Consider the following 21936-nt stretch of genomic DNA (forward strand, 5'->3'; position numbering starts at 1 on the left):
AGACCAGCGCTTCGGCGCGCGGCTCGACCGCCAGAACCGCGTCGCCGACCGGATGGAGCAGAAGCTCGACTATCTGACCGAAGCCCTCGGGCTCTTCGTCCGTCACCAACTCACCCTTACGGCGCACCAGCCGGCCGTTGATACGGAGACGCAGCGCCTCGGTCGGCTTCGCTACGACGCCTTCGTAGAGCTCGTCGGTCGCGCAATCGCTCGGGGGGACACCAACAACCGCATCGCCAACCGTCAATCCCCAGAAATGGGGAGGGACAGATGAAGGAGCGCGCCATGCGTCCTACGCCGAGCAAGCCGAATGCCGACCTGTCGCCCATCACCCTGCGGATTGCCGATGCCTGCCGCATCACCGGCATCGGCCGGTCCAAGTTCTACGAGCTGATCAAGTCTGGTGAGATCGGGGTGATCAAGGTGGGGGCAATCACCCTTGTGCCGATGACCAGCATCGATGCGTTGCTTCAGCGTGGCCGCCAGATCGCGGGCGATGGCGCCAGGCTTCCCTTAGCCGAGGTCATGCACCCGTTTCTGGCCAACGCCATTTTGACAGCGAGCATTGCCTCGACCCCCGAGGCGATTCGGCGCGACCTTTCGTCGGCGGACGAGGGGAGGCGGGGAAAAGCTGAAGACCTTGTTGTCGAGCGTATGATCTCGGCGCTCTATGGTCGAAACGACCAGCTAGACGTGGTTCGTTGATCCCACCTTATGTCGTTTTGCTGTCCGGGCTTTGGCTCGGGTCTGTGCTTTGGGCCCTTGCTAAAAGTGGCTTCGCGACAGTCTGAATGTGGGACAAAACGGCAGTTGCTGAGTGAACCAGTGAACGTCAGCTTGTGCCGAAATCAACCGTTCCCGGCGTCCCATCGACAGCGATCTGAGTGCGTATAGCCGCCCAATGATGATGCCCGGGCGAGCCTTCAGCGTACCGCCGGCACGGGATGGTCAAACGACAGACCCTTCTGGCACGGATATTGGGGTGGCTGATAGGCATCAGGATGAAGGCCTCGACTCCGACGGCGCTGCGCACCTTTTGATCTGCCGCGCAAGCCGAGCATCTGTGGCATCTGCCATACGTGGACATGTTCAACCGTGTTCACATAGAAATTTTGGTCGTCATCTAACCGAGAGTTGCCAAGTTTGCGCGTTCGACGTGTCTAAGAAATGAAGGCGCTGAGGGCACGTGCTTGCCCACCCTCGATAAGTGACGGAGCACAGGGCTGTATGGCGGAACTCGCCAAACTGGAGGCCGGACAAATGCCTGATACGACTGAAATTGATAATCCAATTTCGCCTAGAGGAAACAGGATAATGTCATCTTCGGTCAAGTTAGCCAAATTCGCCGGGCTGGACATTGCCAAGAGCAACTTCCAGGTACATTGCTTAGACGGTGAGCGAGAACTATTAATTCGACGAAACTTAAAACGCTCACAGGTTGCGCCTTTCTTTGAGAGGCTGCCCAGGCTTAAAGTAGGAGTAGAAGCAGGCGCAGCTGCACATCATTGGGCTCGGCAATTGTCTGCAATAGGTCACGAAGTTGCGATCATTCCCGGTAAGTTTGTATCTGCATTCAGAGTTGGACAGAAAAACGACGCTAACGATGCCGAGGCTATTTGCTTCGCGGTGATGCAACCATCTTCCCCAATCGTGCCAATAAAGGCGATCGATCGCCAGTCAATATTAATGGTTCACCGTTCGCGTGAGCTTTTAAAAAAGCAAAAGATACAACTATTGAACTTTATGAGGAGTTTGCTCGCTGAGTTCGGCGTGATTTTACCGCTTGGTACCGGCCATGTACTAAAGTACGTTTCCGATGCAAATCGGATCGCCGCAGATAAAATCCCGAGTGAGGCTTTTGAGGTATGCAATATGCTACTTGCACAAGCTAAGCGAATTGATCAGAAAATTACGAAACTGGAACGAATTGTATTGCTATGGCATGAGGCGAGCCAAGTTTCAAAACGGCTCGCGACAATTCCGGGGGTGGGCTTGATTACCGCCACCGCGTTGGCTGCAACAGTCGACGACCCGCAGCGATTTCGGACGGCTCGACACTTCGCTTCGTGGCTCGGCCTTTCACCTCGACAGCATTCGACAGGTGGCCGCGCGCGGTTGGGTGCCATCACACGTCGAGGAGACCCTTACCTTCGGCGACTGCTCGTCTCTGGCGCTTTGCCCCTCGTCGCGCGAGCGCGAAAAAAGGCTCTTCCTCAGGATGTCAAATGGAAGTCTATGTTAGAGCGCAAACATCCTCGCATTGTAACCATCGCTATAGCTAATAGGAATGCTCGTATTGCATGGGCTATTATGAGATATAATAGCGAGTATGTTGAACCTAGTCCGTCACTTTGGAGTCAGCGGGGTTGAAGGTGCAGATCATTTCATCTCGCCGCCTGGAATGTGCAGATCTCTCCATGTTTCGTTATTTGATGACGCATGGTGAGCTCCGCAGGCCATGGGGTTGATGGCCGGCAGGCGATAGCCCGCTCAGGCCGGTAGGGAAAATGCGACCAAACGGCGAGTGGTTGAACGGCGCTTCAACGCGGAGGTCGGCTTTAGTAATCTTGGGTCGGCCTCCGCAGCATCAGCGGAAATTTCATCCAAGGCAACATGCCGTCGCCCCAAGCGACGCTGAATACAAGCCGAACCATTTGGCGCCTACCCGGAGAGCTGGCGTGCCGGCACGTTCGCAATTGGCGACCGCCGTCGCTGTCCCCACCAGTAATGACAGGGGCGAACTTCTTGCGCCTTTCCATGCCGGCATTGTAATCACGGTTTGGCTTAGACCCTGACCGTCCTTATTCTGCGCACGTCAGAGCTTGCGCTGACCAAGCATAGCGATAATGGCTCCACTTAATAGTGTTAAAGCGCAGAGAGACGCCGCACTCCACAGGAATGCGCCGCCCATAAGCAGGAATAGCAGTGGGAGAGAGCCGATGAGCGCCAGGAGGCACCCACACGCGGCTTTCCAACGCCGCAGAACTAAGGTCCAGAACAGCGCTCCGAGAAGCAGGAGGTCGAGGGCGAGGATCAGTTCCACCCGCCGCCCTTAGAAAAGCCGGGTCAATGCGTAGAAAAGCGCCCCGACGGCCGCAGTTGCAGGTAACGTGATGACCCAAGCGACGACGACGTCGCTCGCCACGCCCCAACGGACGGCTGATGCGCGCCTAGCAGTTCCCGCGCCGATCACCGCGCCGGTAATAGTGTGCGTGGTGGATACCGGCACTCCCATCCATGACGCCCCTAACAGGACGATAGATCCGCCCAGCGAGGCGCTGAAGCCCTGATGCTGCGACAGTTTGGTGATTCGCGAGCCCATCGTCTCGATGATCTTCCAGCCGCCCGTCATCGTGCCGAGCGCGATCGCCACATAGCAGCTGATCGCCACCCAGTGGGGCACCTCGAACTTCCCGTGCAGGTATCCGGTCGAATAGAGGAGCACGGTAATGATGCCCATCGTCTTCTGCGCATCGTTGAGCCCATGGCTCAGCGAATAGGCACCAGAAGAAAGCAGGTGCAGCATCCGAAAGGATCGCTCCGCGCGGCTCGCGGTTGCCCGCCGGAACAGCCAGCTCGTCACCAGCATGATCAGCATCGCCAAAATCATGCCGAGGGTGGGTGACAGCACGATCGCCAGCAAGGTCTTGTCGAGCCCGCTCCACTGAATGCCCTCGAAACCGGCATGCGCCACGCCAGCACCGATCATCCCGCCCACCAGTGCATGGCTCGACGAAGAAGGAATGCCCTTCAGCCAGGTCACCACGTTCCAGAACATGGCGCCCACCAACGCGCCGAACACCACGCCCGGCGTGATCAGGTCCTTGTCGATCAGCCCCTGGCCGATCGTCTCCGCCACCTTGTGCAGGCTCGGCACCACAATTGTCAGGAAATAGGCGGCGAAGTTGAAGAACGCCGCAAAGGCCACCGCATGCACGGGCTTCAGCAGCCGCGTCGCGACGACGGTGGCGATCGCGTTGGCAGCATCGTGCAGGCCGTTCAGAAAATCGAACGCCAGCGCGACGATAATCAACCCGATGAGCAGCGGCAGGGCAAGGTCGTGCATGGTGGATCAGACGTGATCGATGACGATGCCGTCGATCTCGTTCGCGACATCCTCGAACGCATCGACGATGCGCTCGAGATGCTTGTACAACTCGCGCTGCACGGCGAACTGCAACGGATCCTGCGGCCCCAGCTCCTTGTAGGCGCGCTTGAGGCCGGCGGCATGGATGTCGTCGGCATGGCTTTCCATCCGCACCAGTCGCTCGGTCAGCTCGTGCAGGCGGGCGCCGTTCTTCGCGACGTCGCGCAGCAGCGGCATGGCCTCCAGGGTGAGCCGAGCGGCATCGACGACGATGCCCGCCATGTCCTTCATCTCCCGCTCGAAATGGCGGACCTCGTAGAGGTCGATCGCGCGAACCGTTGCCTGCATCTCGTCGATCGCGTCGTCCATCGATCCGATCAGCGCGGTGATCGCGCCACGATCGAACGGTGTCAGAAACGTGACGCGTACCGTCTGGAGCACCTGGCGGATGATCTCGTCGGCATCGTGCTCGCGCTCGACCACTTCCCGGATATGGTCGGGGCCGCCATCCTGCAGCAGCCGCGCCAGCGCATCGGCACCGGCGACGACCGTTGCGGCATGCGCCTCGAACATCTCGAAGAAATTGCCCGATTTCGGCAACAGGCGTTGGAACCACGCGAACATGCGATTGACCTTTGATTTCTGGACGACGGTGTCGAGCACCCCCATGCGCCGGGTAGCCGCGCGAAACTCCTCGGGGCCGAAGGAGCGGATCAGGTCGCGCAGATCGGGCTCGTCGACGGCGGCGGCCGCTTCCGCCAGACTGAACCAGCGACGCTGCCGCTGGGGCTGTTCCTTCCAGGTCTCGAGCTCGCGGGTGACCGAGAAAGGAAACACTTCCACGTCAACCATCAGCGAGGCGCCATTGCCGCGCTTCTTTCGATAGCGATAGGAACCAAGAGGCGTGGGGCAAATCACCCCTTGCACGCCCGCTTCCTCCTCCGCCTCCAGCACCGCAGCCGCATGACTGCTCAGACCAGAACTCGGATTGCCCTTCGGAATCACCCAGCGCCCTCTGCCGCGTGATGTGACCAGCAGTACCTGCGCGGCCGCGTCGGCTCCTTTACCGCGGGTACGATAGGGCAAGGCGGCGATCTGGCGAATGGGATTCAGCTCCGGTAAGACTCGATCGTGTTGCAAGTTCGTGACGGGATGGCAAGGGTAGAGACCGCTCAGACGTAGCTGGAGCGCTATTGCTCTTACTGCCTCCATTGCGGACCCGGGCGGAGATTGATCACGTTGCTGGGAGGCCTAGGCAAGCAACTTCATCGTGTCGTCGGATGGCAGTTCGCCGCAAAAGCGGCCGTTAGCACTCGATCCGCTGAACGACGCATTCTGGTCGCCACGTGCCGGGAGCGATGCGCCCATGATGGTGGCCGGCGGATATCCCGGAGGGAGGTGGAAAGGTTGAGTCTTGGGTGCGAATCAGACACTCGCCAGAGTCCCGCCAGCTGCGGATATCGACGCCGTGGGCCCCTAGAACAATCCGTGAAAGTCCGCCGATTTCCAGCTACGGTTTTGCAGTAAATTTGCAGTAAATTGCACATTCGTGCAGCCATCCAGCAGGTAAGCCTTTGAAAAGGCTGGTGACCCTACGGGACTCGAACCCGTGTTTTCGCCGTGAGAGCGTTTGGACGGCACATGCTGACAACCGTCCAGAGGAAATCTGCCCAGCGGCTCGCGCCTAATTTCGGACAGGCGCCCTGCGCGCGACCATACGCCAAACTCAGCCGATCGGCTGAGAATAGGACGCGTGTCGGCCGCAAGTCGTGCCAGATCGTACCTGGCAATCTCATCCAAACTGTGGGGGAAAATGTGGGGGCGCTGCGCGGAGCAGCACACATTAAGATGCTAAATCAAAGCTTTGCGGTCATACTCTGGCTTCCTCCCGCTCCGCCACTTACCCATTTCACCAAGCGCCAAACCGACCCGAAAAGGGTCGTTTGGACACGCTTTTATCCTACGCAGTGCAAGCGGCAGCGTCCCGCTCCATCAATTCCCCGATCTCATGTGAGACAATAGAGAAGGCATATCCGCTAGTGCCGTCAAAGCCGCCAAAGACTCTTGACGCTATGCCGAGGGCGATGGACGCGATCTTGCGGTTCATCCCGGCGTACTGACGTGATTCTGGGTGGAACTCCTTCAAGGCGGTCCCGTGCTGGCCCGCTTGATCAACATTGAGTTCGAAGCAATCTCGTTTTCAGGTGCGGGAGCAGCCCTGACGATAGCTCCCGCGAATCGCCGCCCCAACCCCGGACGTGGTCAGCTTTCCCTTCAATCCAGCGGTTCGTCCCCCCAAATCTCGGTATCCACCTGCGCCTGCGCCGCCTTTGCGTAGCGCGCGCCCGCGGCCGCATTCGGCGGGAACAGGGTGTCCACCGCTACCAGGACCTCCGCCGGGAGTGGGTGCGCAAACGTACCGAGCAGATCGTCGAGATGGTCGATCCGGGTGGTGCCCGGGATCGGCACGATGAAGTCCCGCCGCGAAAGCACCCAGGCCATGCAGAGCTGCGCCATGGTGCACCCGGCCCCCTCCGCGATCGCGCGGAAGCGCGCCGCCATTTCCAGATTCCGCGCAAGATTCTCGCCCTGGAAGCGCGGCATGCCACCGCGCAGGTCTCCGTCCGGCACGCCCTCGGGCCCCACGCCCCCCGCCAACAGGCCGCGCGCGACCGGCGAAAAGGCGACGAAGCCCGTGCCCAGTTCCGCGCAGGCATCGAGCACCGCGATTTCCGGATTGCGCGTCCAGGGCGAATATTCGGTCTGCATCGCGGCGATCGGGTGCACCGCGTGCGCGCGCCGCAGCGTCGCCGCCGACATCTCCGACAAGCCGATCGCACCGATCTTGCCCGCCTCCACCGCCCGGGCGAGCGCGCCGACCGAGTCCTCGATCGGCACGTTGGGATCGAGCCGGTGGAGATAATAAAGGTCGATATGCTCGGTGTTCAGCCGGCGGAGCGAGTCCTCCAGCGTGCGGGCGATCGCCTCCGGGCTGCCGTCCAGCCCGCGCTTGCCGTCCGATCCGCCGAGCACGCACTTGCTCGCCAGCGTGAACTCGGCCCGGCGGTGCATCACGGTGCGGCCGAGCAGTCCCTCGTTCGCGCCGAAGCCATAGAGCGCGGCGGTGTCGAGGAAGGTCACCCCCGAATCGAGCGCATGGAGCAGCAGCCGCTCCGCCGCCGCCGCATCGGGGCGCGGCAGATAGGCGTGGCTGAGGTTCATGCAGCCGAGCCCGATCGCCGAGACGGTGAACGGGCCAATCTGGCGGGTGGGCAGCGTCGGCATGGTCAGAGCGGCAATCCTACATAGTTTTCGGCGATCGTCGTCTGGGCCGCGCGCGACGTGGCGATATAGTCCAGGTCGGCCAGCTGCATCCGGCGATCGAACGCATCGCTTTCGGGAAAACGATGCATCAGCCGGGTCAGTTGCCACGAGAAGCGCTCGGATTTCCAGACCCTGGCGAGGGCGCGCTGCGAATAGCCACCGATCGCGTCGTGATCGCCGGCCTTGAAGTGCCGGACCATCGCCTCGGAGAGATAATGCACGTCCGACGCGGCGAGGTTGAGCCCCTTGGCGCCGGTGGGGGGCACGATATGGGCGCTGTCGCCGGCGAGCAGCAGCCGGCCGTGGCGCATCGGCTCGAACACGAAGGAGCGCAGCGGCGCGATCGACTTTTCCAGCGCCGGGCCTCGCGTGAGGTGCGCCGCCGCCTCCGGCCCCAGCCGCACCGCCAGCTCGTCCCACAGCCGGTCGTCGGGCCAGTCGCCGAGATCCTCGTCGAGCGGCACCTGGATGTAGTAGCGGCTGCGCGTCGCCGAGCGCATCGAGGCGAGCGCGAAGCCGCGATCATGGTTGGCGTAGATCAGCTCGTGGTGGCAGGGCGGCACATCGGCGAGGATGCCGAGCCAGCCGAACGGATAGACCTTCTCGAACGCCGTGCCGACGCTGGCCGGGATCGCCTTGCGCGAGGGGCCGTGGAAGCCGTCGCAGCCGCAGAGGAAGTCGGCGTCGATCCGCTCGGCACGACCGTCCTTCGTATAGGTGAGGTAGGGCGCATCGCTGTCGACATCGTGCAGCGCGACGTCGGCGGCTTCGTAGATCACCTGCAGGCCGCGTTCCGGCGCCGCGTCCATCAGGTCGCGGGTCAGCTCGGTCTGGCCATAGACCAGCACATGATGGCCGGTGAGCTCGGTCACCGGAATGCGGATCAGCCGGTCGCCGTCGGCGAGCGCGAAGCCGTCATGCGGCAGGCCCTCGCGGTGCATGCGATCCGCCAGCCCGACGCGCTCCATCAGCATCGTTGCGGTCCGCTCGAGCACGCCGGCGCGGATGCGGCCGAGGACATAGTCGGGTGTCGCCCGCTCGACTACCACCACCTCGATCCCCTCGGCCCGCAACAAATGGCCGAGCAGCAGGCCGGCAGGCCCTGCGCCGATGATCGCAACCTGGGTTCGCATATGCGCCTCTCCTTGTCTCTTGTTGCGCAGCATGGTGCGGCAGGCGGCGGAAGGACGGGAGGGACAGGTCAACCTTTTACTTGGATGATTCGCCCGAACCTGCGACACTTTGGGGATGCGCGAACGCGGTGCCGTCCCCGCCTTTTACCTGTACGGAGAGCCGCAGCGCGGCGTCGCCGAAGGCTTTGTCCATGTCGAAAGCCTCGACGATCGCTCGCGCCCGAGCGAATGGACGATCCGCCCGCACCTGCACCGCGATCTGCACCATGTGATCCTGATCGCCGAGGGCGGCGGCGCGATGACGGCCGAGGCGGAGACGGCGGCGTTCGAGGCGCCGGCGCTGCTGCTGGTGCCGGCGGGCATCGTCCATGGGTTTCAATGGCACCGCGAGTCGCAAGGCTGGGTCTGCACCATCGCAGATGCCTATTTCGCCGAGCTCGCCCGGCGCGATCCGGCGCTGGAGGTACTGTTCCGCGCGCCCCGGGCGCTGTCGCTGCGCACCGACGAGCGCGATGCGGTGGCGACGCTGCTCGGCGCGGTGCAGCAGGAGCTGAACTGGGCGGCACCGGGCCAGCGCGCGGCAGTGGAGTCGGCGCTGCTCGGCATCCTCGTGCGCGGCCTGCGGCAGGCGCGGCCGGCGGGCGGCACCGGCATGGCCGCTCGGCGGGAGGCGGAGATCGTCGCGCGGCTGCGGGCGCGGATCGAGGAGCGGTTCCGCCTTCGCGAGCCGGTGGGCGTGCATGCGCGCGCGCTGGGGGTGAGCATCACCGCGCTGCGGCTCGCCTGTTCGCGGGTCGCCGGCAGCAGCCCGGCGGCGATGCTCGACGCCCGCACGCTGCTCGAGGCGCGGCGGCTGCTGCTCTATTCGAACCTGTCGGTGGGCGAGATCGCCGACGCGGTCGGGTTCGAGGACCCGGCCTATTTCTCGCGCTTCTTCGCACGGCATGTGGGGGTGTCGCCGCGCGGTTTCCGCAAACGCGCGGCGACCAGGGCTCACCCCGCCAGCTGCGCCTCCAGCTCGCCGAGCACGCGGTAGCAGTCGAACACCTTGGCCACCGAGCTGTTCGGCTCCCGCCCCTCACGGATCGCCGCAACGAATTCGCGGTCCTGCAGCTCGATGCCGTTCATCGACACATCGACCTTGCTCACGTCGATCGGCGCTTCCTTGCCGTCCACCAGATCGTCGTAGCGGGCGATATAGGTGCCGTTGTCGCAGATATAGCGGAAGAACGTCCCCAGCGGCCCGTCATTGTTGAAGCTGAGCGACAGGGTGCAGATCGCGCCGCTTTCGCTCTTGAGCTGGATCGACATGTCCATGGCGATGCCGAGTTCGGGATGGATCGGCCCCTGCACCGCATGCGCCTGCACGATCTTGCCCGCCTGATAGGCGAACAGGTCCACCGTGTGCGCGGCGTGGTGCCACAGCAGATGGTCGGTCCAGCTGCGCGGCTGGCCCTTGGCGTTGATGTTCTTGCGACGGAAGAAATAGGTCTGCACGTCCATCTGCTGCACGGCCAGTTCGCCCGCGGTGACGCGGTTGTGCACCCATTGATGGCTGGGATTGAACCGGCGGGTATGGCCGACCATGCACACTAGGCCGGTTTCCTGCTGCTTGGCCAGCACCGCCTGCGAATCCGCCCAGCTGTCCGCCAGCGGGATCTCGACCTGGACGTGCTTGCCTGCGTTCATGCAGGCGATCGCCTGCTGCGCGTGCATCTGGGTGGGCGTGCAGAGGATCACCGCGTCGACATCGTCGCGGGCCAGTGCATCGGCCAGCTCGGTCGAATGATGCTTGGCGCCATATTTCTCGGCGACCGCAGCGGCCTGATCGGCGGTGCGGCTGATGATCGAGGTGATTTCCACGCCGTCGATCAGCTTCAGCCCGTCGAGATGCTTTTCGCCGAACGCGCCGGCGCCGGCCAGGGCAATACGCATGGGTCTCTCCTGTAGGTTCTGGATCAGCGGACGGGTTCGAGCACGAGATGCCCGACCGCGGTGTTGGAAGCAGGCACATGGTAATGGCGATGCAGCGCCCGCACGTCGCGCCCCAGCGCGCCGCGCATGATCAGCCACATCACCATCTCGATCCCTTCGGAGCCGGTCTCGCGCAGATATTCGATATGCGGGATGGCGCGCAGTGCGTCGCCATTGGGGCCGCTCATCAGATCGAGGAAGCGATTGTCCCATGCGGCGTTGATCAGACCGGCGCGCGGGCCCTGGAGCTGGTGGCTCATGCCGCCGGTGCCCCAGACCTGCACGTTGAGGTCCTCGGGATAGCTTTCCACCGCGCGGGCGATCGCCTCGCCGAGCAGCCAGCAGCGATTGCCCGAGGGCGGCGGATAGGTGACGACGTTCACCGCCAGCGGCACGACCTTGACGGGCCATGCCTCGGGCTGGCCGAACAGCAGGCTCATCGGCACGGTGAGGCCGTGATCGACCTGCATCTCGTTGACGATGGTCATGTCGAACTCGTCGAGGATGCAGCTCTGCGCGATGTGCCAGGCAAGATCGGGATGGCCGATCACGTCGGGCACCGGACGCGGACCCCAGCCTTCGTCGCAGATTCCGTAGCGCTCGGCACAACCGATCGCGAAGGTGGGGATCACCCGCATGTCGAACGCCGAGGCATGGTCGTTATACACCAGGATCACGACATCGGGCTTCTCGCCCGCGATCCATTGTTTCGACCAGTCATAGCCGGCGAACACCGGCTGCCAATAAGGCTCGGCGGTCTTGCCGAGGTCGATCGCCGCCCCCACGGCGGGAACGTGGCTGGTCGCCACGCCGGCGGTAATGCGGGCCATCAGCGTTTCTCCCGGATCGAGCGGACGCCCTCCGGCGAACGGCCGCCGGCGATCATCATCGCCTGATAGTCCTGCGGGCTCATCCCCGTCATGGTGCCGACCGCCTGCAGAAAGCTGAGGCCGTCGGTGGAAAAGAGCTTGGCGAGGAAATAGATGTTGCCGCCCAGATCGAGGCAGCGATTGTAATCGCGATTCAGCAGCGCCTGCTTCTGTTCCTCGCTGAGCGGCCAAGCGTCGAGATAGGCGCGCTCGTCGGCCTTGAAGCGCTCGCGGTTTTCGGCCGTCATCAGGCTCATCGCGAACTGGTTCATCCAATAGCCCTGCCGCGCCCGCGCCGCCGTGTAGACGCGGGTGCCGGGAATGTCGTCGAACTCGGCCAGATAGGCGTGGATGTCGGTATGGCCGCTCATAGCCCCCTCGCTTTCAGCTTGGCGTCGAGCCGCGGGAAGACGCGGCGGGCATTGCCCTCGAAGATCGCGTGACGCTCGGCATCGCTGATATCCAGCGCGTCGACATAGCGCTTGGTATCGTCGAAATAATGGCCGGTGGTGGGATCGATGCCGCGTACCGCGCCGACCATCTCGGAGCCGAACAGGATGTTCTTGTTGTCGATTACATCGGCCAGCAGGTCGATGCCCGGCTGGTGATAGACGCAGGTATCGAAGAAGATGTTGTGCATCAGATGCGTGTCGAGCGACGGCTTTTTCAGCATGTCCGCCAGCCCGCGATAGCGCCCCCAATGATAGGGCACCGCGCCGCCGCCATGCGGAATGATGAAGCGCAGCGTCGGGAAATCCTTGAACAGATCGCCTTCGAGCAGCTGCATGAACGCCACCGTGTCGGCGGCGATGTAATAGCCGCCGGTCGCGTGCATCGCCGGGTTACAGCTTCCCGAGACATGGATCATCGCCGGCACGTCCAGCTCGACCATCTTCTCGTAGAAGGGGTACCAGTAGCGGTCGGTGAGCGGCGGATGGGTGAAATGGCCGCCGCCCGGATCGGGATTGAGGTTGCAGCCGATGAAGCCGAGCTCGGTGACGCAGCGTTCCAGCTCCTCGACCGAACCCTGCATATCGGCCTTGGGGCTCTGCGGCAGCATGCACACGCCGACAAAGGTTTCGGGATAGAGGCCGACGACGCGGGCGATCAGGTCGTTGCAGCGCCGCGCCCATTCCTTCGCGACGGTCTCGTCGCCGACATGCGGCGCCATCGCCGAGGCGCGCGGCGAGAAGATGGTGAGGTCGGCGCCGCGCTCCTTGATCAGGCGCAGCTGGTTGGCCTCGATCGTCTCGCGGATCTCGTCGTCGCTGATGTGCGGGTAAGGCGGCGCCGCCTCGCCGGCCTTGAAGGCGGCCTTCTGCGCCTCGCGCCACGCATCATGCCCCTTGGGGAGCACGGTATAGTGGCCGTGGCAATCGATGATCATCGTCATGCGGGTTTCGTCCTCTCCTCGATCGCGGCGAGCTTGGGGGCCAGCCCCTCGGGTGGTGTGCCGAGCCCAAGCGCGCCGATCGCGCGCTGGCAGCGCACGGTGCCGCGGGTCATCTCGGCGCCCGTGCCCAGCGCCTCCAGCGTCTTGACCACTTCCTCCATCTCGGCCGCCCGGCGCAGCCCGTGGATCAGCATGCGGTCGAGATTATAGTCGGCGCGCGCCTCCCAGGGGCGCGGCCGCTCGCTCGCGTCGAGCGAGGCGAGCACCTCGTCGCGCACGCCCGCCGCTTCGGCGGCCAGCACGCATTCGGCAGTCAGCGCCTCGATGCCCTTCACCATTACCGATCGGATCATCTTGATCGACGAGGCGCGACCGACCGCGTCGCCGGCGATGCGGAGGTTCTGGAAGCCGAGCGCGGCCAGCGCTTCCACCGCAGCCACCGCCTGCCCGCCGCTCAGCAGCAGCGGCACGGCGAGCCGGGCGGGATCGACGGGCGCGAGGATGGCAAGGTCGACATAATGTGCGCCCGCTGCCTCCACGGCACGCGCGGCGGCCTGCTTGGTCTGGGGCGCGACGCTGTTGCCGTCGCAATAGAGCGCGTTCGGTGCGAGATGCGGGGCAGCCGCCTCGGCAGCAGCGAGCGCCTGGTCGGCGGTGACGAGCGACAGGACCAGCGGGCGGCCGGCCAGCGCCTCGGCAAGCGTCGCGGCGCCGGTCACGCCCGCCTCGTCATAGCGCGCCTGCATCGCCTTGGCCTCGGCGGTCTCGGTCTTGCGGTCGAACACGCACGCCGCCTCCCAGCCGCCGGCGCGGGCGAAGGTGGAACCAGCCTCTCCAAAGCCGATCAGGGCGATCCTGTCTTGCATGGGACGCGGCATGGCCGAGGCTGCGGGACCCGGCCAATCGAATCCGCCCGGATGCTATAAGATTTTACGTATAGAGCTGCGCTGCCGAGGCGTGCAGTACCGCCAGGAACCCGGCCTGGGCGCGGGTGGGCCGCCAGTCGGTACGGTGGGTGACGCCGATCGTGCGGGTCACCGCGCCGGGTGCCGGGCCGAGATCGATCACCATGCCGGCGGCAAGCTCCACCGCAAGCTGGTCGACCGAGAGCAGGGTCAGCTCGTCGCCCGCCTGGAGCAGTTCGCGGATGGTGATCACCGATCCGCATTCGATCGGCACCGGCGGCAACGGCCCGCCGATCGCATCGAACAGGTTGCGCCACAGGGTGCGCAGCGGCGTCCCCTCCGGCGGGACGATCCAGCCGTAGCGATGGAGCGCCGCCAGCCGGTCCGCCTCGCCCGCCAGCGGATGCCCGGCGCGGCCGAGGATCGTCGGGCGGTCGTCGAACAGCCGCGCCTGCACCAGATCGGCGCCCAGCGTGTCGGGATCGCGCAGCGCGCCGATCATCAGGTCGATCTCGCCATCGCGCAGCGGCCCGACCAGCTCGCCGTGCGCGCCTTCGTGGATCGCGATGTCGATGCCGGGATGCGCGCGACGGAAGGCGTTGATCGCATGGGGCAACAGACGCGCGCGGCACAGCGGCATCGCCCCCACCGAAATGCGCCCGGAGGTGCGCCCGAGCAGTTCGCCGATGTCTTCCACGCCCGCACGCAGCTCGGCCAGCGCCAGCCGCAGCCGTCGCGCCACCTGGGCGCCGTGATGGGTGAGCACCAGCCCGCGTCCGCGTCGGTCGACCAGCCTTTGCCCCAGCGCCAGCCCGAGATCACCGACGGCGCGGTGGAGCGACGACACCGTCACCCCCGCGAATTGCGCCGCCGCCGGATAGCTCCCCTGCTGCGCCAGCGCCACGAAGGCGCGAAGCTGCGCCGCCGTCACCCGGCTGCTGCCGATCAGCCGCAGCGCCGCCTCCACGCGCGGCACCAGCCGCAGCGCGGCTTGCGTGGCTTCCATGCCGCTGGCGCGCCGCTCGAACAGCGCAAGCCCCAGCTGCGCCTCCAGCTTGGCGATGCCCTGGGTGGCGGCGGGCTGGGTGAGATTCACCGCCTCGGCCGCGCGGCTGACGCTGCCCAGCCGCACCACCGCGGCCATGGCGGCGAGGTGGCGGATATTGAGCTGATCGACCTGCACGCACCACGATTAGCAAAAACTAATGGCGCTGCCATCCTTTCGATTGGCCGCGCCGGTCCATCGCGCGCACCTCACCGGCAAAAGTGTAGAGGAGCTGCCATGTCGGGTGTCGTCGTCCAGAATATCGAGCGCGCCGATCCTGCGGTGATCGACGGTCTCGCCCATGCCGGCGTGGCCACGGTCCACGAAGCGCAGGGCCGCACCGGCCTGCTCGCGCCGCACCTGCGCCCCATCTATACCGGCGCCCGCATCGCCGGCAGCGCCGTGACGATCTCCGCGCCGCCGGGCGACAACTGGATGGTCCATGTCGCGATCGAGCAGCTGCGCGACGGCGACATCCTCGTGCTGGCGCCCACCAGCCCCTGCACCGACGGCTATTTCGGCGACCTGCTCGCCACCTCGGCACAGGCGCGCGGCTGTCGCGGGCTGATCATCGACGCCGGCGTGCGCGACGTGCGCGACCTGACCGCGATGGGCTTCCCGGTCTGGTCCAAGGCGGTGCATGCGCAGGGCACGATCAAGGCGACGCTCGGCTCGGTCAACGTGCCGGTGGTCTGCGCCAATGCGCTGGTCAACGCGGGCGACGTGATCGTGGCCGATGACGACGGCGTGTGCGTGGTCCCGCGCGCGGAAGCTGCCGCGGTGCTGGAAAAAGCCCAGGCGCGCGAGGCGCTGGAGGAGGCTAAGCGCCAGCGGCTGGCGGCGGGCGAACTCGGGCTCGACATCTACAACATGCGCCCGCGCCTCGAAGAGATGGGGCTGAAATATGTCTGAGCCACGCGCCAACAGCCGTCATCCCCGCGCAGGCGGGGATCCATTGCCCGTGCCGTCGCGGCGCCTGCCGGAAGCGATTTGCGAATGGATCCCCGCCTCCGCGGGGATGACAGAAGTGGAGTACGCCGCATGACCGCCGCCCGCGTGATGTGGATGCGCGGCGGCACCTCGAAGGGCGCGTTCTTCCTCGCCGCGGACCTGCCCGCCGACACCGCCGCGCGCGACGCCTTCCTGCTGCGCATCATGGGCTCGCCCGATCCGCGCCAGATCGACGGCATGGGCGGCGCCGATCCGCTGACGAGCAAGGTCGCGGTGGTGTCCAAATCGACCCGCGACGGCGCCGATGTCGACTATCTGTTTCTTCAGGTGTTCGTCGATCAGGCGATCGTCTCGGACGCACAGAATTGCGGCAACATCCTCGCCGGCGTCGGCCCGTTCGCGATCGAGCGCGGACTGGTCGACGCGCAGGACGGCGAGACGCACGTCCGCGTCTATCTGGTCAATACCGGCCAACAGGCCGTGGCCACGGTGCAGACGCCCGGCGGCCGCGTCACCTATGCCGGCGACGCCCGGATCGACGGCGTGCCCGGCACCGCCGCGCCGATCCCGCTCGAATTCCGCGACACCGCCGGCTCGTCCTGCGGTGCGCTGCTGCCGAGCGGCAATGTCGTGGACGTGGTGGAAGGCGTCCCCGTCACGCTGATCGACAACGGCATGCCCTGCGTGGTGCTGAAGGCCGAGGATGTCGGCGTCACCGGCTATGAGGATCGCGAAACGCTCGACGCCGACACGGCGCTGAAGGCCCGCATCGAGGCGATCCGGCTGGCGGTGGGCGAACGCATGCACCTCGGCGACGTGCGCGAGAAGTCGGTGCCCAAGATGATGCTCGTCGCCCCGCCCCGCAACGGCGGCGCGGTGACGGTGCGCAGCTTCATCCCCCACCGCGCGCATGCCTCGATCGGCGTGCTCGGTGCGGTGAGCGTCGCCACCGCTTGCCTGCTGGCCGGCTCGCCCGCGGCCGAGGTCGCGGTGATCCCCGAAGGGCGACGCAAGACGCTGTCGGTCGAGCACCCCAGCGGCGAGACCACCTGCGTGATGGAACTGGACGAACAGGGCGCGGTGGTCACCGCGGCGATGCTGCGCACCGCGCGCAAGCTGATGGACGGAGAGGTTTTCGCATGAGCCGCATCACCAGCTGGCACGCCGATCCCAGCGTGCCGCGCTTCACCCCGCCGCCGGGCGCAGTGGACGCGCATTGCCATGTCTTTGGGCCGATGGCCGCGTTCCCGTTCAGCGCCAAGGCCAAGTATCTGCCCGAGGATGCCGGGCCCGAGATGCTGTTCGGCTTACGCGACCGGCTCGGCTTTTCGCGCAACGTGATCGTCCAGGCGAGCTGCCACGGCACCGACAATGCCGCGACGCTCAACGCCATCGCCAAGTCGGAGGGTCGCGCCCGCGGCGTCGCCGTCGTGGATCCCGCGATCAGCGATGCCGAGCTGGAGACACTCCACGCCGGCGGCATTCGCGGCGTGCGCTTCAACTTCCTCAAGCGCCTCGTCGACGACGCGCCCAAGGACAAGTTTCTCGAGGTCGCCCGCCGCATTCAGCCGCTCGGCTGGCACGTGGTGGTCTATTTCGAGGCGGACATCCTCGCCGAGCTGCGGCCGTTCCTCGACGCGATCCCGACATTGCTGGTGATCGACCATATGGGCCGACCGGACGTGGCACAGGGTCCGGAAGGCGCCGACATGCAGGCGTTCCGCGCGCTGCTCGACAGCCGCGACGACATCTGGACCAAGGTCACCTGCCCCGACCGGCTCGATGCCAAGGGCCCGCCCTGGGACGATTTCGCCCGCGCCGTCGCCCCGCTGGTCGCCGACTATCCGGACCGCGTGCTGTGGGGCACCGACTGGCCGCACCCCAACATGCAGGATGCGATTCCCGACGACGGCGCGCTTGTCGACATGATCCCGCGCATCGCCCCGACGCCGGAACTCCAGCACAAGCTGCTCGTCGCCAATCCGATGCGGCTCTACTGGCCCGAGACCTGCTGACGCCAACGTTAACCTTCAATTTTTAGGCTTAAGGCGCAACCGCACGCCCTCCCCCTCGTTCATGGCGAAACCAGAGGGAGGACAGCACATGGCTTCGGCCGTTTTCGGCACCGGATGCGCGCGCGCATGAAGCTTCCCGGTACCGACGATTCTTCGACGCGACTCTATGACCTGCGGGAGGAGACCCGCAGCGTCGGCATCCTCACCTTCCATCGCTGCATCAACTATGGCTCCTATTGGCAGGCGCGCTGCCTGGTGGAGGGGGTACATGCGCGCGGCCACCATGTGATGCTGCTCGACCATGAATCGCCGCGGGTCACCCGCGCCGAATGGCGGGGGGCGCTGCAGCCGACGCTGCCGGTGCGCGCCAGCGCCGAGGATCGGCGGCGCTACGGCGCCAAGCTGCGCAAGTTCCTCTGCGCGTTCGATGCGCTGCCGCTCTCGCCGGGCTTCGACCTGGTCGACCCGATCGAGATGCCGCATGTCGACACCGTGCTGGTCGGCAGCGACGAGGTGTGGAACCTGCGCCATCCCTGGTATGGCGGTGCCTCGATCTTCTTCGGCCAGGGGCTCAACGCCGAATGCGTCGCCGCCTATGCCGCCAGCTTCGGCAGCTATGACGCCGATGCCGGGCTCGATCCCTATTGGCAGGACCAGCTCCGCCGGTTCGACATGATCGCGGTGCGCGACGAGAACAGCCAGCGGCTGGTGCAAGAGGCGATCGGCCGAATTCCGGCGCTGGTGCTCGATCCCTGCCTGCAATTCCCGCCCGCCGCCGATGCGGCGACGCCGGTGCCGGAAGGGCGCTACGGGCTGGTCTACGGCCATGGCCTTCCGCAGGATTTCGCCGAAGCAGCGCGGCGCTGGGCCGCCGCGCGCGGAATCCGCCTGATCAGCATCGGCTATCGCAACGACTGGGCCGACGAACAATGGCTCGACGCGGGCCCGCACGATTTCGCCGCGGCGATGGCCGGCGCGGACGCGGTGCTCACCAACTTCTTCCATGGCTGCGTGTTCGCGCTGGTCAATGGCGTGCCGTTCGCGTGCGCGACCTCCTCCTACCGTATGAACAAGGTCCGCGACCTGACCGCGCTGCTCGGCGCCGAGCGCCATCTGCTCGTCCCCGGCGCGCCGATCAATCTCGGCGCGATCCTCGACGTGCCGCTCGACGACGCCATCGCCGGCCGCATCCTCGCGATGCGTGACCAGTCCAACGCCTATCTGGACAAGGTGCTTGGCTGAGGCGCCCAGCCCGGCCGCCATTGTTCGCTCCGGATTGTGTATCGGCTGCGGCGGCTGCGCGTCGGACGGCGGCGGCGGGCATATGGGCTGGGACGGCTATCGCCAGCTCAAGCCCCAGGGGCCGCCGGGCTGGCGCGAGACGCCGACGCCGCGCTTCGCCGCCACCTGCCCCTTCTCCCCCCGGGCGGCGGACGAGAACGCGATCGCCGAGGATCGCTTCCCCGCCGCGCCGATCGCCGACCAGCGGATCGGTCGCTTCGAAACCGCCTATGTCGGGCATGTCGCGGAAGGGCATTTCCGCGCCGGCGGCAGCTCGGGCGGCATGGTCAGCTGGGTCGCGGCCGAACTGTTGCGGCGGGGGCTGATCGACGGGGTCGCGCATGTCGTGCCGCTGCCCGGCCCCGGTGCGCCGCATTTCGGCTATCGCATCTCGCGCAGCCTCGACCAGATCGCCGAGGGTGCGCGCTCGCGCTACCATCCGGTGCATCTTGCCCATGTGCTCGACGAAATCCGTCGCGTGCCCGGGCGCTATGCGGTCGTAGGCGTGCCCTGCTTCGTCAAGGCGGTGCACCTTGCCCGCGCCGCCGAGCCGATGCTGGCGGAGCGGATCACCACCACGCTCGGCCTGTTCTGCGGGCATATGAAGAGCGGGCGGCTGGTCGACAGCTTCGCCTGGCAGCTGGACGTCGATCCGGGCGCGGTCACCGCCGTGGACTATCGCCGCAAGGACGACGATCGCCCAGCCAACTGGTACACCGCGCACCTGACGCTGACCGACGGCAGCGCCCGCTGGCAGGACTGGTGGCATCTGGCGGACGGCGACTGGGGCGCCGGCTTCTTCCAGAACAGCGCGTGCAACCTGTGCGACGACGTGGTCGCCGAAACCGCCGATATCGCGTTCGGCGATGCCTGGGTGGAGCCCTATGCCTCCGACGGGCGCGGCACCAATGTCGTGATCGTGCGCGCACCCCTGCTGCGCGACATGGTGGCGGCGGCGATCGGCGAGGGGCGGCTGGCGCTCGACGCAGTGGACGCCGACTTCATCGCCGGCACGCAGGATGCCGGGCTGCGCCATCGCCGCGAAGGGCTTGCCTATCGGCTGACCTGGGCACGGCGCGGTATTCGGCCGAGCAAGCGCGTGGCGCCGAACGCTGCAGGGATCGGGTGGCGGCGCAAGCTGGTCTATCGCACCCGCGCCGAGATCGCCGCCTGGAGCCACCGTATCGCCTGGGCAGCGGATCGGCTGGGCATGCCGGGGCTGTATCTCCGCTGGGCCAAAGCCGCGCTCGGCCTCTACCAGGCGCTCACCTATTCGCGCGGCCGGCTCGGCGCCTGGCTCGACAGGCTCGAGCGCCGCTGAACGAGTCCCGGCCGAGCAGTGCCCGGCCGGGAAGCGGAAGCTTCAGGCGTCCACGTCGCTCTTGGTGCGTCCCGCACCCGGCCCGGCGGCAAGATCCGCGCCGGTGGTCGGGTTTGTCGAGGGATCGGACTTGGTCCGCTCGGCCAGCTGGGTCAGCGCGGCGGTATCGGCCGAGCCCAGCGTTACCGTCGGCATGCCGTCGCCCTTGTCGGCCGGCAGCGTCTGCTGGAGATCGTCGACCCGGTCCCATTCCGGCCCGTCGTTCCAAGGGCCCCGCATGTCGCCCTCGCCCTGCGAGGTGTTGACGTACATGCTCGCATATTCCTGCACGCCCGGCAGCTTGCCCGGCGGGAAATTGTCCTCGATCGAATAGAGCGCCTTCTCGAACGATTTCTGGTGCGCCACCTCGCGCGTCATCAGGAACTTGAGCGCGTCCTGGATGCCGGCATCGTCGGTGAGGTTGATCAGCCGCTCATAGACGATCTTGGCGCGGCTCTCGGCGGCGATGTTCGAGCGCAAGTCGCAGGTCGGATCGCCGCGGCTGTCGACATAGGCCGCCGTCCACGGCACGCCCGCCGAGTTGGTCAGCGCGGGGCCGCCGCCATAGAGGATCGCCTGGGTGTGGCTGTTGCCGCCTTGGGTCAGCGACATGTAGAGCTCGGCCTCTTCCATATCGCCTTCGGAGATATGCGCCTTCACGCCTTTGTTGAGCATCGCGACGATCGATCCGATCACCTCGAGATGGCTCAGCTCCTCGGTGGCGATGTCGAGCAGCAGGTCCTTGCGGCCGGGATCGTCCTCTGCAAGGCCTTGGGTGAAGTAGCGCATCGCCGCGGCCAGCTCGCCGTCCGGCCCGCCGAACTGCTCGAGCATCAGCGAGGCGAGCACCGGATTGGGCTCGGCTACGCGCACGGTATATTGCAGCCGCTTGTTGTGCATGAACATGCCGTCTCTCCTTGGGTGGGGTACATCCCAAGAGCGGCTGGATTTACCCGTTGTTTCAATGGCTTCGATACTGATCGATTCTTTTGACGGTTAACCTGGGTGAAAATGGATCCCCTGTCCCGCCGTCGACGCGGCTCGTTCCGGGTTCTTCAACTTAGCTGCTGCGAGAGGCGTGAGCGACGTATCCGATCAAAGGAACGGGCGCGCGCGCCGCTTCGTTGATCCGGAAGAACCCCAGGAAATCAGGAGCTTGGCGAATGAGCGACAAACAGCCGATGCAAGCGAGTGGCGGCGACGCGCGCAAGGGCGCGCCCGACGGCGTCTCGGACGCCGATACCCATGGCCGCAGCGAAGGCGAAAGCGAAGGCGGCGCCTATCCGAACCCCTATCCGGACAAGGCAAAGAAGGAAGGCCCCGGCCATCTGATGGGCCATGGCGGGCAGAGCCATATCAATTATGAGGGCGGGCCGAACCCGAACGCGACGACCAAGGGGGAGTGAGACACCTCCTCCTGCCTTCTTTGTCCCCCTCCCGCTTGCGGGAGGGAGTATCAGGTCGGCCATGCCCCCAGCATGGCCTGAACAGCGCGGGGCGCTGTTCACCTGATACTGGGAGGGTGAGTAAGGGTAGCAGGCGACGCCGGTTCAGAAAGAACCTCCACGTCGCACCCTCCCCCCGCCCCCTTCCCGCAGG

The 21936-nt window shown here is 65.8% G+C and carries 20 protein-coding genes and 1 pseudogene; 10 read left to right on the top strand and 11 right to left on the bottom strand.

All coding sequences use genetic code 11. The features are described 5' to 3' along the window. From SAZ01S_RS24135 to SAZ01S_RS21050, 3 genes and pseudogenes are all read left to right on the top strand, one after another. Positions 1–274 (top strand): annotated as a pseudogene (locus SAZ01S_RS24135) (hypothetical protein); the annotation flags it as partial. After that, a complete protein-coding gene (locus SAZ01S_RS24675; protein ID WP_084584256.1) occupies positions 271–705 on the top strand; it encodes a helix-turn-helix domain-containing protein in 435 nt (144 codons plus the stop codon). The pseudogene SAZ01S_RS24135 and the gene SAZ01S_RS24675, both read left to right, overlap by 4 nt. Positions 706–1227: 522 nt before the next feature. Next, complete coding sequence (locus tag SAZ01S_RS21050) at positions 1228–2370, top strand: IS110 family RNA-guided transposase (RefSeq protein WP_167693222.1); 1143 nt, start codon at positions 1228–1230, stop codon at positions 2368–2370. Positions 2371–3052: 682 nt separating this feature from the next. Here SAZ01S_RS21050 and SAZ01S_RS21060 read toward each other — a convergent pair. From SAZ01S_RS21060 to pobA, 4 genes are all read right to left on the bottom strand, one after another. Next, a complete protein-coding gene (locus SAZ01S_RS21060; protein ID WP_084584261.1) occupies positions 3053–4066 on the bottom strand; it encodes an inorganic phosphate transporter in 1014 nt (337 codons plus the stop codon). 6 nt (positions 4067–4072) lie between these two features. After that, the gene (locus SAZ01S_RS21065; protein WP_245825090.1) at positions 4073–5191 is read right to left on the bottom strand and encodes a DUF47 family protein; all 1119 of its coding nucleotides are present in this window, start codon (positions 5189–5191) and stop codon (positions 4073–4075) included. A 1170-nt stretch (positions 5192–6361) separates the two neighbouring features. Then, on the bottom strand, positions 6362–7372 hold the full coding sequence (locus tag SAZ01S_RS21070; protein WP_084584265.1) for an aldo/keto reductase: 1011 nt from the start codon (positions 7370–7372) through the stop codon (positions 6362–6364). 2 nt (positions 7373–7374) lie between these two features. Then, the gene (gene pobA / locus SAZ01S_RS21075; protein ID WP_084584266.1) at positions 7375–8544 is read right to left on the bottom strand and encodes a 4-hydroxybenzoate 3-monooxygenase; all 1170 of its coding nucleotides are present in this window, start codon (positions 8542–8544) and stop codon (positions 7375–7377) included. A gap of 115 nt (positions 8545–8659) precedes the next feature. Here pobA and SAZ01S_RS21080 point away from each other — a divergent pair, with 115 nt between their 5' ends. Beyond that, a complete protein-coding gene (locus SAZ01S_RS21080; protein WP_084584267.1) occupies positions 8660–9580 on the top strand; it encodes a helix-turn-helix domain-containing protein in 921 nt (306 codons plus the stop codon). Here SAZ01S_RS21080 and SAZ01S_RS21085 read toward each other — a convergent pair. The 6 genes from SAZ01S_RS21085 to SAZ01S_RS21110 form a co-directional block, all read right to left on the bottom strand. Further along, entirely contained in the window at positions 9538–10479 is a 942-nt protein-coding gene (locus SAZ01S_RS21085; RefSeq protein ID WP_084584268.1) for a Gfo/Idh/MocA family oxidoreductase, read from the bottom strand. The genes SAZ01S_RS21080 and SAZ01S_RS21085 overlap by 43 nt on opposite strands. Positions 10480–10502: 23 nt before the next feature. Next, complete coding sequence (locus SAZ01S_RS21090) at positions 10503–11348, bottom strand: class III extradiol dioxygenase subunit beta (protein ID WP_084584270.1); 846 nt, start codon at positions 11346–11348, stop codon at positions 10503–10505. Beyond that, positions 11348–11758 (bottom strand): protocatechuate 4,5-dioxygenase subunit alpha, encoded by a 411-nt coding sequence (gene ligA, locus SAZ01S_RS21095; protein ID WP_084584272.1) that lies wholly within the window; start codon positions 11756–11758, stop codon positions 11348–11350. The genes SAZ01S_RS21090 and ligA overlap by 1 nt, the downstream gene beginning before the upstream one ends. Then, the gene (locus SAZ01S_RS21100; protein WP_084584274.1) at positions 11755–12780 is read right to left on the bottom strand and encodes an amidohydrolase family protein; all 1026 of its coding nucleotides are present in this window, start codon (positions 12778–12780) and stop codon (positions 11755–11757) included. Before SAZ01S_RS21100 ends, ligA begins: the two co-directional genes overlap by 4 nt. After that, positions 12777–13646 carry an NAD(P)-dependent oxidoreductase gene (locus SAZ01S_RS21105; protein WP_084584276.1) on the bottom strand — a complete coding sequence of 290 codons (870 nt, stop codon included), beginning with the start codon at positions 13644–13646 and terminating at the stop codon, positions 12777–12779. The genes SAZ01S_RS21100 and SAZ01S_RS21105 overlap by 4 nt, the downstream gene beginning before the upstream one ends. A 64-nt stretch (positions 13647–13710) precedes the next feature. Further along, positions 13711–14868, bottom strand: coding sequence for a LysR substrate-binding domain-containing protein (locus tag SAZ01S_RS21110; RefSeq protein WP_084584277.1), 1158 nt, complete (start codon positions 14866–14868; stop codon positions 13711–13713). Between the two features lie 99 nt (positions 14869–14967). On the opposite strand from SAZ01S_RS21110, the gene ligK reads away from it, so the two are divergent. The 5 genes from ligK (at position 14968) to SAZ01S_RS21135 (ending at position 20298) form a co-directional block, all read left to right on the top strand. After that, the gene (ligK, locus tag SAZ01S_RS21115; protein ID WP_084584279.1) at positions 14968–15642 is read left to right on the top strand and encodes a 4-carboxy-4-hydroxy-2-oxoadipate aldolase/oxaloacetate decarboxylase; all 675 of its coding nucleotides are present in this window, start codon (positions 14968–14970) and stop codon (positions 15640–15642) included. 129 nt (positions 15643–15771) lie between these two features. After that, positions 15772–16824, top strand: coding sequence for a 4-oxalomesaconate tautomerase (locus SAZ01S_RS21120; protein WP_084584280.1), 1053 nt, complete (start codon positions 15772–15774; stop codon positions 16822–16824). Continuing rightward, positions 16821–17696, top strand: coding sequence for an amidohydrolase family protein (locus SAZ01S_RS21125; RefSeq protein ID WP_084584282.1), 876 nt, complete (start codon positions 16821–16823; stop codon positions 17694–17696). Before SAZ01S_RS21120 ends, SAZ01S_RS21125 begins: the two co-directional genes overlap by 4 nt. 126 nt (positions 17697–17822) lie before the next feature. Further along, complete coding sequence (locus tag SAZ01S_RS21130; protein ID WP_084584289.1) at positions 17823–18938, top strand: polysaccharide pyruvyl transferase family protein; 1116 nt, start codon at positions 17823–17825, stop codon at positions 18936–18938. Next, positions 18931–20298, top strand: a complete 1368-nt coding sequence (locus tag SAZ01S_RS21135) for a Coenzyme F420 hydrogenase/dehydrogenase, beta subunit C-terminal domain (protein ID WP_245825088.1) — start codon at positions 18931–18933, stop codon at positions 20296–20298. The genes SAZ01S_RS21130 and SAZ01S_RS21135 overlap by 8 nt, the downstream gene beginning before the upstream one ends. A gap of 42 nt (positions 20299–20340) precedes the next feature. On the opposite strand, the gene SAZ01S_RS21140 is transcribed toward SAZ01S_RS21135, so the two are convergent. Then, positions 20341–21243, bottom strand: a complete 903-nt coding sequence (locus SAZ01S_RS21140; protein WP_084584285.1) for a manganese catalase family protein — start codon at positions 21241–21243, stop codon at positions 20341–20343. A 257-nt stretch (positions 21244–21500) separates the two neighbouring features. Between SAZ01S_RS21140 and SAZ01S_RS21145 the strand changes: the two genes are divergently transcribed. Beyond that, positions 21501–21743, top strand: coding sequence for a hypothetical protein (locus SAZ01S_RS21145; protein ID WP_084584287.1), 243 nt, complete (start codon positions 21501–21503; stop codon positions 21741–21743). The last annotated feature ends 193 nt before the right edge of the window (positions 21744–21936 follow it).

It is taken from the genome of Sphingomonas azotifigens NBRC 15497, assembly GCF_002091475.1.
Taxonomy (GTDB): Bacteria; Pseudomonadota; Alphaproteobacteria; order Sphingomonadales; family Sphingomonadaceae; genus Sphingomonas; species Sphingomonas azotifigens.